Annotated in this window: 10 protein-coding genes; 9 read left to right on the forward strand and 1 reads right to left on the reverse strand. The window is 60.7% G+C overall.

Translation table 11 applies throughout. The features are described from left to right. Nucleotides 1-597 precede the first annotated feature (597 nt). The 6 genes from ACSQ36_RS15840 (at nucleotide 598) to ACSQ36_RS15865 (ending at nucleotide 9,846) form a co-directional block, all read left to right on the forward strand. On the forward strand, nucleotides 598-1,749 hold the full coding sequence (locus ACSQ36_RS15840; protein WP_436182612.1) for a glycosyltransferase family 4 protein: 1,152 nt from the start codon (nucleotides 598-600) through the stop codon (nucleotides 1,747-1,749). Beyond that, the gene (locus ACSQ36_RS15845) at nucleotides 1,750-3,798 is read left to right on the forward strand and encodes a capsular polysaccharide export protein, LipB/KpsS family (protein ID WP_436182613.1); all 2,049 of its coding nucleotides are present in this window, start codon (nucleotides 1,750-1,752) and stop codon (nucleotides 3,796-3,798) included. Nucleotides 3,799-3,981: 183 nt separating this feature from the next. Next, on the forward strand, nucleotides 3,982-5,433 hold the full coding sequence (locus ACSQ36_RS15850; RefSeq protein ID WP_436182614.1) for a mannose-1-phosphate guanylyltransferase/mannose-6-phosphate isomerase: 1,452 nt from the start codon (nucleotides 3,982-3,984) through the stop codon (nucleotides 5,431-5,433). Between the two features lie 511 nt (nucleotides 5,434-5,944). After that, nucleotides 5,945-6,490 (forward strand): hypothetical protein, encoded by a 546-nt coding sequence (locus ACSQ36_RS15855; RefSeq protein ID WP_436182615.1) that lies wholly within the window; start codon nucleotides 5,945-5,947, stop codon nucleotides 6,488-6,490. Between the two features lie 303 nt (nucleotides 6,491-6,793). Then, nucleotides 6,794-8,242 carry a multidrug transporter subunit MdtD gene (mdtD, locus tag ACSQ36_RS15860; RefSeq protein WP_436182616.1) on the forward strand — a complete coding sequence of 483 codons (1,449 nt, stop codon included), beginning with the start codon at nucleotides 6,794-6,796 and terminating at the stop codon, nucleotides 8,240-8,242. A gap of 329 nt (nucleotides 8,243-8,571) precedes the next feature. Next, entirely contained in the window at nucleotides 8,572-9,846 is a 1,275-nt protein-coding gene (locus ACSQ36_RS15865) for an EAL domain-containing protein (RefSeq protein ID WP_436182617.1), read from the forward strand. A gap of 54 nt (nucleotides 9,847-9,900) precedes the next feature. Here ACSQ36_RS15865 and ACSQ36_RS15870 read toward each other — a convergent pair whose 3' ends face one another. Beyond that, nucleotides 9,901-10,227, reverse strand: a complete 327-nt coding sequence (locus ACSQ36_RS15870) for a response regulator (RefSeq protein WP_436182618.1) — start codon at nucleotides 10,225-10,227, stop codon at nucleotides 9,901-9,903. Between the two features lie 73 nt (nucleotides 10,228-10,300). Here ACSQ36_RS15870 and ACSQ36_RS15875 point away from each other — a divergent pair, with 73 nt between their 5' ends. From ACSQ36_RS15875 to serC, 3 genes are all read left to right on the forward strand, one after another. Then, nucleotides 10,301-12,190, forward strand: coding sequence for a DUF3857 domain-containing transglutaminase family protein (locus tag ACSQ36_RS15875; RefSeq protein ID WP_436182619.1), 1,890 nt, complete (start codon nucleotides 10,301-10,303; stop codon nucleotides 12,188-12,190). Between the two features lie 130 nt (nucleotides 12,191-12,320). Next, the gene (locus ACSQ36_RS15880) at nucleotides 12,321-13,694 is read left to right on the forward strand and encodes a hypothetical protein (RefSeq protein ID WP_436182620.1); all 1,374 of its coding nucleotides are present in this window, start codon (nucleotides 12,321-12,323) and stop codon (nucleotides 13,692-13,694) included. Further along, the gene (gene serC, locus ACSQ36_RS15885; RefSeq protein ID WP_436182621.1) at nucleotides 13,695-14,786 is read left to right on the forward strand and encodes a 3-phosphoserine/phosphohydroxythreonine transaminase; all 1,092 of its coding nucleotides are present in this window, start codon (nucleotides 13,695-13,697) and stop codon (nucleotides 14,784-14,786) included. Nucleotides 14,787-14,803 lie beyond the last annotated feature (17 nt).

Below are 14,803 nucleotides of genomic sequence, written 5' to 3' on the forward strand. Positions count from 1 at the left end.
ATGAAGGTCCATCAAATTTCGACCAACGACAAGACAGGGCGCGAGCAATGATCACGCTACCAAAATCGCGAATTGTTACAGAAATGGACAGAATCACCTGCCATCTGAACCGTAGGGATAAACTGGTCTAATTGCGTTCTTTCTATGCTACGCCGAGTTGTCTCGCGACGAAAGGCCACTGTAATAAATAACGACTATAGCCAATTTGAGATAGCTCGTAAGATTTTCTTTTGTGTAACGTGCCGACTTCGTTGTTTTGCAGCGATTTTTTGCCCCTCTTCCCTTTCTTTTTTTGGGTAGCGTGATACGATCGGCGCCGCCATAGGCCTCGGCGCGGCGGCCGCGAAGGATTTGCAGCCCGGGCCGAGGAAAGAAGTTTTCGCGAATCGAATGTCGTAAAATGCCCTCAGTCAACGCGTCATCCCCGTACTCGCTGCCAAGCAGAACAAGTTTCCGCTGTGGAATCTTGGTCGGAGGGCGATCGACGAGACGACCGCATGGATTTCGATCGAATGATAGGATGTTTTGCGGGAAAGCTCCGAAGAACCCCGGCTGTCAAGGTTGATCCCTGGTCCAAAGTATTACAATTAATTTCAAGTGCAGACTATTTTCCTGGACGTCACTCGCCTGTTAATCCGCCTGCAGGGGGGGCTGCTTCCGACTGGAGTGGACCGTGTCGGACTCGCATACATTGCACGATATGGCTCCTTGGCACGCGCAGTTTTTTGCCAGCGCGGCTTCTTCATCGTCATGTCGCCCCAAGAATCCGCACAAACGTTTTCTAGGCTTACATCGCCGACTCAAAGCGCATGGTCGCTCCACGCTTTAATAGTTCGCGCCTGCCTCCGCCGCTTGCACGGGGAAAAAATTAAAAGCGGTATATTTCTGCACACCAGTCATAGCGGGATGGAGTTTCCGGGACTTTACCGCGCAATGAGCGCGCGGCGCATTAAATCCGTGTTTATGGTGCATGATTTAATTCCCTTAACTCACGCCGAATATTCGCGACCAGGCGTGGACGGCATACACAGGCGACGGATTCATGCTGCTTTTAAATATGCCGACGGCCTCATCGCCAACTCCCGCTCCACCCTAGCCTCTCTCGAGGCCGAAGCACAACGCGCCGGCCTCAAACTCCCCCCAACCGTGGTCGCCCACCTCGCCCCCGGCGTCACGCCCCGCCCCACGGCGCCCCGCCCCCTCCCCACGCCCTATTTCGTCATGCTCGGCACGATTGAGCCGCGCAAGAACCACTGGTTCATCCTGCACGTCTGGCGCCGTCTCGCCGAACAACTGGGCGCCGCAACACCAAAGCTCGTCGTAATCGGCCGTCGCGGCTGGGAATGCGAAAACGTCGTGGATATGCTGGAGCGGTGCGAATGCCTGAAAGGCGTCGTGATCGAAGAAGCGCACTGCTCTGACGAGCAGCTTCAGGCTTATTTGCAACATGCTCAGGCGCTGTTGTTTCCATCGTTTGTCGAAGGCTACGGCATGCCGCTCGCCGAAGCGCTCGCGCTCAAAGTGCCGGTGCTCGCCAGCGACCTCGAAGTGTTCCACGAAATCGCGGAAGACATTCCGGACTATCTCGACCCGCTCGACGGTCCCGGATGGCTCGCCCGAATCAAGGCCTACGCGCTCGCGGACAGCAGAGAGCGCAGCGCTCAATTAGGCCGCATCAAATGTTTTCGCGAGCCGACATGGGCCGAGCATTTCGAACACGTTGACAGCTTTCTCGAGGCGCTGCGCTAGATGAACCGACAAGTCATCGCGCCGCCGGCTTCAACGAGGCCGGCAGTCGATCTACTTAGTATTGCGCGTGGCTGGCGCTCGCTGAACTGGCTCGCCGGCCGATCGGCGCAACTGTGGATCGATCGCTGGTCCGGCCGCATGGCGTTGCGCTTCGCGCGCATGTGTGGCAAGCGTGTCAATGCCGCGTGGCCTGGACCTGTCTGGTCGCGGGGTCCATCCGGCACGCCGTTGTTGTCATGGTTCGTCGTGCCGGCCACTGATGCCGGCGCCGACGCGTTTGTAGTAGCACTCAATTCGGCGCTTAACGCCGCGCCAAAACAACGTCAGAATGCAGGCGCCTTACCCGAAGTTGCGCGGCTGATGCAACGCGTCGTGCGCAGCCGTGCCTCCACGCTGCGTCGATCACAGCAAGACTGTCCCGCCGCGCTACTCGAAACAAAACGCACGACTCGCGTCATGCTAATCGACGAGCGCACGCGTTCAAATGGACTCGGTGCTGTAGCGGTCCACAACTCGCAGCACGCCTTCACGCGAATGCTGTCAGCGGCGCGGGCCGCGCATCTGCATGCCGAATTCTGGATCGCGCGATCGGATGATAAAGGCTCTGGGCGTTGGCTCTCGTCGTTGGTCGACGGCATGCTGTCGGGCGTTCATCATCTCGGCGCCCGCGAATCGCTGTGCGCCGCGTTGCCTCACGTCGATCACGTCTATACGCTCGGGGCGTCGGAGGGCATGCATGCGCTGCTGGCCGGCGTGCCGGTGCACGTATTTGGCGCACCCTATTACGCGGGCTGGGGATTGACCGACGACGACCTGTACTTCCCGAACCGCATCGCACGGCCCACGCTCGCCGCGCTATTCGATGTGGTCTTCCTGCGCTTTGCGCGCTACCTGAACCCGGCCACGCATGCCCTCGGCACGCTCGACGATCTGCTCGATAGCATCGACTTGCAGCATGCGGTTCAGCAGCGCTTCGCGGATATGCAACAAGTGGTGGGGATTCGGTTCCAGTGGTGGAAGCGCCCGTTCGCAACGCCGTTCGTGACCGCCGGCGGCGCTGCGTTGCGTTGGACGGACGAGCCTGGATCGCTGCAAACTGACCAATGCGCAGTACTGTGGGGCGCACGAAGTGCGGACGGCCTCCTGCCCGAGGTTCGCCATGTCCGAATCGAAGACGGCTTCTTTCATTCGACGGGTCTAGGCTCGGACATGATCGCGCCGCGCAGTCAGGTGATCGATCGCCGCGGCCTCTACTTCGACGCAAGCCAGCCGAGCGACCTTACGGTGCTGCTGAACGAAACTGAGTTCAGCGAAGCGGAATTGGCGCGCGCAGCGGCGCTACGCGATCTGGTCGTCGAGCTTGGGGTCACCAAATACAATCTCGGCCGGCGTCACGCGACATGGACCGCGCCTGCGGGCAAGCAAGTCGTGCTAGTCCCGGGCCAGGTTGCCGACGACGCATCGATCCGCCTTGGCACGCGCGCCATTGGCACCGCCGACGCATTGCTGCGGGAAGTACGCCAGCGGCGCCCTAATGCATTCGTGGTCTACAAACCTCATCCGGACGTCCTGTCGGGTAATCGCAATGGACTGATCGACGCCCGACAGCTCGCGGACGTCGTCGACATGGAAGCGGATTTGCTGTCGCTCGTCGATGCGGCAGACGAGGTGCACACGCTGTCGTCGCTCGCGGGCTTCGATGCGTTATTGCGCGGCAAAGACGTCTTCACTTACGGCCTGCCCTTCTACGCAGGCTGGGGATTGACGCACGACGCACTCGCACCGGTGCCGTGGCGGGATCGCGTACTAACGTTAGATATGTTAAGCGCGGGGGTACTGCTGCGTTATCCGCTCTACTGGGACTGGCGCACGGATCTTTTCACGACTCCGGAAGCGGTGGTCAAGCAACTCGCGCCACAGGCCGCGCGGCCGCTCAAACAGCTACGCGGTAACCGCCTGCGCCCATTGCTGAAAGCAATCCGCTGGACTCGAAACGCAATCCGCCACGCCTCATGGTGCTACAGGAGAATTCTCACGCCCCGCCCTTAGCCTACTGGCTCTGGCGCAAATAGCGGAGATGCTCGAGAAGTTCGGTTTTGACCGGACACCGTATTGGGCCGAAAGGACCGCGTTCCAAGCGGTCGGCATGGCACTGTGGCAATGCGATCGAAAACGCCCATCGCAAAAATCGAGCAAAATTGCATAACCATAAAAACTTCCGAGGGAAATTGCATGAACATTCATCCGGTCATCCTGTGCGGCGGCAGTGGCACACGTCTTTGGCCCATGTCGCGCGGCGGCTATCCGAAGCAGTTCCTGAAGCTGACCGGCGATAAAACTCTGCTGCAGCAAACCGCTCTACGCGTGAACGCCATCGCGGGTACCGCCGCCCCTATAGTGGTGACGAACAACGAGCAGCGCTTCATTGTCGCCGAGCAGTTGCGCGAGGCAGGAACCGTCCCATCGGCCATCGTGCTCGAACCGCTCGGCCGCAACACTGCGCCGGCTATCGCGGCGGCAGCGTTGCTAACTTTGCGCACATCGCCTGACGCGCTTTTGCTCGTGCTGCCGTCGGATCATGTGATCCTCAACGAGGCAGAGTTCGCACGCGTCGCGCAAGCTGCGGCTGACGTGGCGAAGGATGATTATCTGGTCACGTTCGGTATCGATCCAACCGGCCCGCATACCGGTTATGGCTACATTCGTCGCGGATCGAAGATCGGCGACATCGCTGGTGCGTTCTCGGTTGCCGAGTTCGTCGAAAAACCGGATGCAGCCAAAGCTGCGGGCTTTATCGAGGAAGGCGGGTACTACTGGAACAGCGGCATGTTCTTGCTGAAAGCCTCCACCTACATAGAAGAGCTCCGCAAATACGAGCCGGAAATTGCGCGTCAAACCACGCTTTCGCTGGAACTTGCAAAGCGCGACGAAGACTTCGTACGTCTCGACGCCGGCGCTTTCCAGGACTGTCCAAGCGTGTCCGTTGACTATGCCGTGATGGAGAGGACCGATCGCGCGTCAGTGATTGCCGCAGCTGATCTCGGCTGGAATGACATCGGTTCATGGACAGCACTGGCGGAGATCGCCGCGAGTGATGCCGAAGGGAACGCGCTACTCGGCGACGTTCTGGTCGAGAACGTAACCAACTCGTACATTCGTGCGGAACATCGCATGGTGGCGGCCATCGGGCTCGACAACATCGTGATCGTGGAAACGGCGGATGCGGTCCTGGTGACGCATCGCGACAGCACGCAGGATGTGAAGAAGATCGTCGAACGGTTGAAGGCCTCGGGACGAACAGAATCGGTCACGCATCGGCGCGTGGTCCGTCCGTGGGGATCGTACGAAGGTATCGACCAGGGTTCTCGCTTTCAGGTGAAGCGCATTGAGGTGAACCCGGGCGCGCAGTTGAGCCTCCAAATGCATCACCACCGCGCGGAACACTGGATTGTGGTGAAAGGCACGGCAATGGTCACGAACGGCGATCAACAAATTATGTTGACCGAAAATCAGTCAACCTACATTCCGCTTGGCGTCACACATCGGCTCTTGAATCCGGGAAAGATTCCGCTCGAGCTGATCGAAGTCCAGTCCGGTGCATATCTGGGTGAAGACGACATCGTGCGCTTTGAAGATACATATGGCCGCGTGCCGTCGCCAGACCGGCCGGTGGTAGTCCAGTAAGCGTCACGGGGTCCTGATTAATCGACGTTATTGACCATTGATGACTCCGCCGCGCCCGAGCTTACCCCTCGGGCGCGCTGTTTTTCCCCTCCCTGAATCGCGTTGATTTGCTCTGATCTGCCGGGCCATTGCACGGCAGATCCACCTCCTCGCGTCAGTCCCTTCCGCACAAAAAACGCACATCAATCACCGGTTCGCGCACCAGGCGAAGACCACATTCCAGCCACACGGCTTTGCCCGAATCGTACGAAAAGGTGTGCGACTCCCCACATACCGCCCTTTTAAAGGGGAATACGTTGAGATTGCGCGTCGGGAGACGCCGAGACCAACACTAACAATGCTTGTCGCTCAGATGGCTCGTGCATCAAGCATGACACCAGAGAGACAACAATGATCACCAAGACAATGATTTTGGCGGCTTGTAGTGCAGTCTGGATTGGCGGGGTACACGCACAGGAGATCTACTTACAGGGCGGCACGCAAGGCGCGGGCATCGGCGGTGCAATCGGGCTTGGCTCGAACTTCGGGCCTCGGGCTTCACGCGGATTTCAACGCCATCAACCTTTCGCATAACTTCGCAGTAGGTGGAAATCGTTACGACGACGATATCCACGTGCGCCAGGGTGGTCTCTATCTGGACTTCTTCCCCTGGTCCAGCCTCGGTTTTCGCATGACGGGCGGTGTCCTCTTCACCGACGATAAACTCTCGGGCGTCTCCACGCCGTCAAACGGCACGTATGTGTTTGGCGGCAAGCATTACCCCGCCTTGCCGGGAGACACCGCGACGGCAACGGCTGAATATCCCACGGTCATGCCTTATTTCGGCATTGGCTTCGGGCATCAGCCTTTGGCCAAAGGTTTTGGCTTCATAGTGGACCCGGGCGTAGCGTACGGCGTGCCGCGCACAAGCTATACGTTGTCTCCGTCGCTGGCCCAGCATGCCGGCCCAGCATTCGCCCAGCAGATCGCCAGTACGGGCACGCAGAAACTCAGCGATAAAGCGCGGCGGTATCGCTGGTATCCGATCATTCAGATTGGCGTGTCTTATCTGTTCTGACACGTCCATCTCACTCTCAGGGAAAAGGCCCATCGTTTGCTATGCGTTCTCGGTATTCGGTATTCGATCGCCGGAATCTAAAGCGAGCGCCAAGTGTAGGGTGATCGGAATCAACCAATTGACATTCCGTCTCATTTGCGGGGCATTTGATAATTCGATTCGATCTGTCGACTCGAAGAAAACGTGCGGGTGCCTTGAACGTCTATTGCTGATCCGTCCGCACGGCATAGTCGTCTTCTCGATTGCCCCGCTATCCCGCCACATCCACGTAAAATCACGGCACCCCCTCCGCCGGCTCCCTTCATGCCCGACACAATCCGCTCGAACGTTACCCCCGCGCCCTCGCCCCAATCGCTCACCGTCATGTTATGGCTGGTCGCCACGGGCTTTTTCATGCAGACCCTCGACTCGACCATCGTCAACACGGCCCTGCCGGCCATGGCGAAAAGCCTCGGCGAAGCGCCCCTTCGCATGCAGGGCGTGGTCATTGCGTATTCCCTGACCATGGCGACGGTCATTCCGTTCTCCGGGTGGCTGGCCGACAAGCTCGGCACGCGCCATGTCTTCTTCAGCGCGATCCTGATCTTCACTATCGGCTCATTGCTTTGCGCGGATGCCCACTCGCTCATGCAACTCGTGATTTATCGCGTGGTGCAGGGTGTGGGGGGCGCCATGCTGCTGCCCGTTGGACGCCTCTCGTTGCTGCGCGTGGTGCCGGCCGAACGTTATCTCAGCGCCATGTCGTTTGTAGCCATTCCGGGGTTGATCGGGCCGCTTATTGGACCGACGCTCGGTGGCTGGATCGTGCAGATTGCCTCATGGCACTGGATCTTCCTGATCAACGTTCCGGTCGGCGTGATCGGGTGTATTGCCACGCGGCTCTTCATGACCGATAGCCGCAACCCGGCCACGGCCCCCTTCGATCTCGCCGGTTACCTGCTGCTCGCGGTCGGCATGGTCGCGCTGACCATCTCACTCGATGGCCTCGCCGATCTCGGCCTCCAGCACGCTGTCGTGCTGGTGCTGCTCGTGCTGAGCTTCGGGTGTTTCGTGGCCTACGGGTTGCACGCCGTGCGCGTGCCGCAGCCCATCTTTTCGCTCGATCTGTTCAAGATCCATACGTTCAGCGTCGGCTTGCTCGGCAACCTGTTCGCGCGGATCGGCAGCGGCGCGATGCCGTATCTGCTACCGCTGCTGTTGCAGATCAGTCTCGGTTATTCGCCGTTTGAAGCCGGTCTCATGATGCTGCCCGTGGCCGCTGCAGGGATGATATCGAAGCGCATTGTGACGAGCCAGATCATGAAGCGGGGGTATCGGAGCGTACTGGTGGTCAACACGGTGCTCGTCGGGCTCACGATGGCCAGTTTCTCGCTCACCAGCGCCGATCAGCCTCTCTGGTTGCGGCTTGTGCAACTGGCGTTCTTCGGCGGCGTCAACTCCATTCAGTTCACCGCGATGAACACGCTCACGCTGAAGGACCTCGGCACCGGCGGCGCCAGCAGCGGCAACAGTTTGTTCTCGCTCGTGCAGATGTTGTCGATGAGTCTCGGCGTCACGATCGCCGGCGCGGTGCTTGCGACCTTCACCGGCATTCTGCCGCGCGTCACTGCGACAAATTCGCTGCCCGCCTTTCATGCGACGTTCCTCTGCGTCGGCATTATTACGGCTGCGTCAGCGTGGATTTTTGCGCAGCTTGGCCCAGAGATTCGGGCCGTGAAGAACAAGAAAACAGATCCGTCGGAAGCGCATTGAAACGCTGGCGTCATCGCTTTGCCTCGCACTTGTCACGCACCACTCGGGGCACATTGCATCGCATAGACGCTTGCCAACAACGCGCCATCGCGAATCATCTGCCCGTGCGCGCTGCACTACGGAAGTGCACGCGGCCTCGCCGCCTTGTCGGCGATATAAACCGGGGCCGCAGCCCCGCCCCTGCCAGGCCCAGTTTCGGCGGGAATATCTCAAATATCCGGCAAATGCGCATATTTCTTGCTCTTCCGGGAGTGGGCCTATCCTGTAAACTAGTTCTTTCCCGATGTTTACTCCCACTCGAGCCGCGTTCGAACGCCTGCCAAAACACCATGAGCATGGTTGATCTCGACCCTCCCCGCTTTCAGCCCCCCCGCCCCGTCGCGGGCGATGATGGCTCGCGGCGCACTGTCCTGTACGGCGAATACACGGTGTTCAGCGTGTTTCAGCCGGTGTTCTCGGTGTCTCATCGCCGCGCAATCGGTTATCACGCATCGCTGCGAGCCCGGGATGACTCCGGCCGGCAAGTTCCATCGCATGAAGTGTTCACGCAGGCAGCACGGCGCGGCGATCTGCTCGAACTCGGCCGGCTGGCCGAATCCCTGCATCTGGGCAACTTCTTTTCCTTCGATAGCGACGACGAATGGCTGTTCCTCAGCCTCCATCCGGCCGCGTTGATGGACACGAGCTACGGCGATGCGCTGCTGGCATCGCTGAAAAACATCGGCCTGCCGCCGCAGCGCGTGGTGCTGGAAGTGCCCGAGCAAGCGGGCGGCGAGACCACGCGCTTCGCTGAAATCATCGATTCCTTGCGCAAGTCCGGCTTCCTGATCGCGCTGGATGGCTTCGGTGTGAAGCATTCGAACATCGATCGCGTGTGGCATCTGCGGCCAGATATCGTGACGCTCGATCGCTGTATCCTTCAGCAGGCGAGCGAACATTCGCATATTGAGCGGGTGTTGCCGGGCCTCGTTTCCCTGCTGCACGAGTCCGGTCAACTGGTGTTGATGGGTGGCCTGAGCACCGAACGCGACGCGTTGATCGCGCTCGAATGCAACGTCGATTTCGTGCAGGGCGCCTATTTCGCCGGACCCAGTGTGGAGGCCGTGAAACCGCAAGCCGCGCAAGGCGTGCTGGACGCATTGTCGGCGGCGTCCCGCGAACGCGTGGCCGCGCGCGAACGTACGCAGTCGGCGAGGCTGGCGCCCTATGTGGGCGCGCTGGAAACGGCGGCGGCGCGTCTGATCGAAGGCGAAACGCTCGCCAATGCGACCCGCACGCTATTGCAGCTTCACGAAACGGCGCGCTGTTTCCTGCTCGATGCATCCGGCCGGCAGATCGGCGACAACGTCCTGCCCGTCGCGCGTGCATCGCAGCGCGCCAAGCGCTTCCGGCCCTTGTTGCATTCCGAAGGCGCAAGCTGGGAACGCCGGCCTTATTTCATCGAAGCATTGCGCACGCCGGATCGGGTTCATCTGACCGCGCCGTATCTTTCGATCAACGAGGCGCACCTGTGCGTGACGGCGTCCATTGCGGCGCAAACACCGCGCGGCTTGCAGGTCTTGTGTGTCGATATCAACTGGGACGTGACATCGCAACGGCGTTGAGCCGCAGACGCGGGCGCACCCTGCGTCACACATGCGGGCGCGTCATTGCAGCCTTCACGGTGCGCGCCAGATCGCCCATCTGAATGGATTCGCGAACATCGCGTAGCCCTCTACGCGGCCTCTACGCGGTCCTTCGATACATGCACGTCCGCATATACCCGTCGCCAGGATCACAGGCCGTTGTGGGCGTGAGCGCTTCGCTTGGGCAATCACTTCCAGGCCGTTCATGCCGGGAATCGCGAAATCGACCTTCAGCACGTCCGGATTGTCGGCCTTCAGCCGCTTCAGCCGTGCGCGCCCATGTAATGCGGTGACCGTGTAGCCGAGCATCTTCAGGCGGTCGACGAGAAACGTCCGCACGTCGACGTCGTCTTCAATCACGAACGAGAATCCGTTCGTGCGATACGGCTTGCGCTACGATAACCCGTTGAACCTGCAAGCAAAACCACCCTCCATGAATCCTCGATCGCTGGATGTAAAACGCTTACTGCTGGCTGCGTCGCTGGCGTGGTTAGGATCGCAACCGGCATTCGCCATAGACACCATCGAAACCGCGCAGCCGTCCACGCTTGTCAGCGACATCCACACCTTCGTAGTAGCGGAAGACGGCTCCTTGACCGAAGACGATGAAACCACCCTCCGCGCAAACACGCCAGCGGGTATCGGCGACATCGCGCAACGCTACATCTGGTTCGACAAATCGACGTCAACCATCGACATAAGCGATGCGTACTCGCTCGGCCCCGACGGCATCAAACACATCGTCGCTCCCGACCAAATCCGCGAAATCCAGGAGCCGCGTTCGGCAGGCGCCCCCACGTTCGAGGACGCTCGCCTGAAAGCGGTGGTCTTTCCAGGGGTGAGCGCGGGATCGATCGTTCATCTGCGGTTTCATAAGACCCAGTCGAAGCCGGTCATCGCGGGGCAGTTCGATTATTTCGTCGAGCCTGAGCGTGGCCCAGTGGAAAACCAACGCCTGATCTTCGACCTGCCCGCCGACAAACCTCTTTATGCCGATGCACGCGGTTACATAGCCCTGCCGCCCGTAACCCGGGGCGGCCGCACGCGCTACGAATTCGACTATAGCCGGGCTCATTACGATCGGGTGGAAGCGGGCTCGGTCGGTTATGCGCAGTACGGCGACCGGCTGATGGTGTCGACGTTTCCGGACTACCGGAGCTTTGCCGCGAGCTATCGGGACGGTGCCGTCGATCCGAGCGCGGACGATCCGGCCGTGCGCGCCCTCGCACAATCGCTCACGCGCGACGAAACCGATCCCCGCGCCAAAGCGGCCACGCTTTACGACTGGGTACGCCACAATATCCGCTACGTGTCGCTGTTCCTGGGGCAGAGTCCCGCCATCCCCCACCGGGCCGCCGATATCCTCGCCAACCGCTATGGCGACTGCAAGGACTATGTGGCGCTCTACGGCGCGTTGCTGGCTGCAGTGGGTATCGAGAACGAGCCGGCCTTGATCAGCCTCGGCTCGGTCTATACGCTCCCGTCCGTCCCGGGCTATGGCGGCAGCGCGATCAATCACGTCATTACGTGGTTGCCGGGGTTGGGGCTATATGCCGACTCGACGGCCTTGAGTATCGAGTTCGGCGCTCTGCCGCTCGCGGATATGGACCGTCCAACGCTGCTGGTCGGCGACGGCACGCTGTCACGAACGCCCGCTACCGAGCCACTGTCCCGCACGGCGCGCCTGCAGATCGAGGTAACGCCCGACGGCTCGGCCGCGTTCGCCGACCAGGTGGAAGACGCCGGATGGAGCACCGGGCCGGAGCGGGCGAACCTCCTGCACGCGACCGCCGAGCGCCGCAAGCAGATCGCCGATGCCCGCCTTCGGGTGACAGGCCTTCGCGGTGTCGCGACGCTGAGCGCCAGCGACCTGGACGCAAGCAACGGCCCGCTGACCACCACCATCAATGGAACGCTCGACAATGTCGTCTGGCCCACCGGCACGACTGCCCTGCCCGCGCTGACGAGCCTCTCCGGCGGAATCGCCACGCAGGTTGAGAACCTGCTCGCCGAGCGCGTGCGGACCCAGCCGTTCATGTGTACCGGAGGCACATTCGATGAAGTCTCGCAAGTCACCTTGCCGAAGACGTTCCGAGTCACCGATGTGCCAACCGACGCAAATTTCACGAACGCGTTTTTCGATTATTCATCGCGTTATGTCTTCGATCCCGCGACGAACCTGTTTCAGGCAGAGCGTCATCTGAAAGCGAATTTCGGCAAGCAGGTTTGCACGCCCGCGGACTTCGCCGCCATGCAGCCGGTGTTGAAGCGAATCGAACGGGACACGGATGCCCAGGTCATCGTCAAGGCGATGGAGCCTTGATGGAGCGCGGTCAATTCGACGCGTAAGTTTTTGTAATGACGGCATGCGTGGCTGTAACCGGAATGTCGGGCGAGGCCGTTATGCTGCAAAACCCGCATTGATGGAGCGACCCGATGCGCACGGCCAGGCCATGATGACCCAAGAATCCGACAACATACCCAAGCATTCGCCCGCGCCGATTGATCGTTTGGGCGCGATTACGTCGCGAGATCCATCGGTTCACCGCACGCTTGCCGATGCGTGCCGCCAAGCCGGCGACGAACTCGGCGCGCTGGCCCATCTGATCGCAGCCCATACCCTCGACGCGTACGCGAGCAGCTCGCCGGACGCCCGCACGAATAGCCTGTGCGACGTCGCCACGGGCTATTTCATGAAAGGTGATCACGCTATCGCCGCGCACTGGTACCAGCTCGTGCTGACGCTCGATCCGAACGTCGCCGTTGCGTGCCAGAACCTTGCCGCTATCCATGCGGGCGAGGGAAACACGGCGCTTGCCGAGGTTTATCGCGAGCGCGCTTATGGAATCCAGCGGGTTTTTATCGAAGAAACGCCGGGCTGGACTCGCTCCGTCCTGATCCTGTGCGCGGGTAAAAGGACAGGTAACGTACCGTTCGACGCATTGTTGCCGGGCACCAGGAACCGTCGTATCAAGTACGCAATCGACTACGCCGCCGATAACGAAGACGCTCAACTGCCGCCCTTCGATCTCGTGTTCAACGCAATCGGCGATCCGGATATTGCCGCGCCGCTTGAAGGGAGGCTCGCGCGTTTCGAGGCGCAGTGTTCGCGCCCGTTGCTCAATCCAAACTCGGCGATCACCCCGACCTCCAGGCATAGGCTGGCCGCGCTGCTTGATGGCCTTGATGAAGTACAGACCGCACCGTGCTTGCGATACGAAGTAGAGAGTGAAGCACGGGACCGTGGAGCACTCGCTTCGCTACTCGCCGATCACGCCGTCACATTTCCACTACTAGCCCGCCCCGTTGCCGCTCACGGCGGCGACGGCCTGGTTCTTTGCGACACAATCGAAACACTTGAAAGCCGGTTATCGACGCAAGAAGGCGCCCAGTACCTGACCGCGTTTCGCGATTGCCAGTCGGCCGATGGCTTCTACCGCAAGTACCGCGTGATCTACGTCGACCGACAGCCGCTTCCCTATCATCTCGTGATCTCGCCGCACTGGATCGCGCATTATTTTTCCGCCGAAATGGAAAACCACGCGTGGAAGCTCGCCGAGGAACTGCTCTTCCTGCAAGACCCGCGCGCGGCACTCGGCGAGCGCGCAATGGACGCCATTGCGGCTATCGGCCAGCGGCTCGATCTGGACTACGGCGGCATCGATTTCACGCTTCTGCCCGACGGCCAGGTCTTCGTGTTCGAAGCCAACGCGACCATGCTCGCGCACTACGAGCGCGATAGCGGCGTGCTCGCTCACAAGAACCAACATGTGCAACATATCGTCGATGCGTTCGAGCAGATGCTGGCGCGCCGGACGGCGGGCTGAATGAACAAGACCATGAACTTCTCCGGCGGACCGGGTGCGTTACCCGCGTCGGTGCTGCGCGAAACGAGCGTTGCCATCGACGGGTTGCCCGAGACGGGTCTGTCGGTGCTGGGAATGAGCCATCGATCCGACTGGTTCCGCGCAGTCCTCGATGAAGCCGAGCGCAACCTGCGCGTTCTGCTCAACATTCCCGGCAACTACCACGTGCTGTTCATGCAGGGCGGCAGCAGCCTGCAGTTCTCCATGCTGCCGATGAACTTCCTGCGCCGCAGCGGCAAGCATGCCGAGTACATTGTGTCGGGTTACTGGAGCGCCAAGGCGCCGGTCGAAGCGCTGCATGAAGGAGATACGCGTGTGGTGTGGGACGGCGGCGCCGAGGGGTATCGCCGCTTGCCTGCGCCGGAGGAGTTGGACCTCGAACCGGACGCGGCCTACCTGCATTACGTGTCCAACGAAACGGTCGAGGGGCTGGAATTTACGGACATTCCAGGCCTGCGTGAGGTGCCGCTGGTCTGCGACATGTCCTCCAATCTGCTGGCGGCGCCGCTCGACATCGACCGTTACGCGATGATCTATGCGCATGCGCAGAAGAACCTCGGGCCGGCCGGTGTCACCCTGGTGATCCTGCGCGATGAATTCGCTCAACGGGCAACCCATGCGTTGCCGACCCTGCTTGATTATCGGACGCATATTCAAGCGCGTTCGCTGTACAACACGCCGCCCGTGTTTGCCATCTATGTGTTGATGCTGGTGACACGCTGGCTGCGCGATGAAATAGGCGGGGTGGAAAACATGGCGGCGATCAACCGCGCCAAATCGGAGCGGCTGTATCGTGCGCTCGATGCCGAGCCGGATTTCTATCGCGTGCATGGCGAGCGCGCTTGCCGGTCGACCATGAACGTCGCCTTCCGTCTGCCCAATGCAGCCACGGAAGCACAGTTTCTCGATGACGCCCGCCGAGAAGGCTTGCATGGCCTGGAAGGACATCGATCGATCGGCGGCCTGCGGGCTTCGCTATATAACGCGGTGACGCCCGAAGCGGTGGCGGTACTGTCGGAGTGGCTGGGCGAGTTTCGTCGGCTGCGGGGTTAGGCGGCGAAGGTTCGACT

The organism is Caballeronia sp. LjRoot34 (assembly GCF_964253815.1).
Taxonomy (GTDB): Bacteria; Pseudomonadota; Gammaproteobacteria; order Burkholderiales; family Burkholderiaceae; genus Caballeronia.

Bases quoted from the DNA above. Each gene is read 5' to 3' on its own strand.
- ACSQ36_RS15845 (WP_436182613.1), top strand. From the start codon at position 1,750: ATGAACCGACAAGTCATCGCGCCGCCGGCTTCAACGAGGCCGGCAGTC.
- ACSQ36_RS15850 (WP_436182614.1), top strand. From the start codon at position 3,982: ATGAACATTCATCCGGTCATCCTGTGCGGCGGCAGTGGCACACGTCTT.
- mdtD (WP_436182616.1), top strand. From the start codon at position 6,794: ATGCCCGACACAATCCGCTCGAACGTTACCCCCGCGCCCTCGCCCCAA.
- ACSQ36_RS15865 (WP_436182617.1), top strand. From the start codon at position 8,572: ATGAGCATGGTTGATCTCGACCCTCCCCGCTTTCAGCCCCCCCGCCCC.
- ACSQ36_RS15875 (WP_436182619.1), top strand. From the start codon at position 10,301: ATGAATCCTCGATCGCTGGATGTAAAACGCTTACTGCTGGCTGCGTCG.
- ACSQ36_RS15880 (WP_436182620.1), top strand. From the start codon at position 12,321: ATGATGACCCAAGAATCCGACAACATACCCAAGCATTCGCCCGCGCCG.
- serC (WP_436182621.1), top strand. From the start codon at position 13,695: ATGAACAAGACCATGAACTTCTCCGGCGGACCGGGTGCGTTACCCGCG.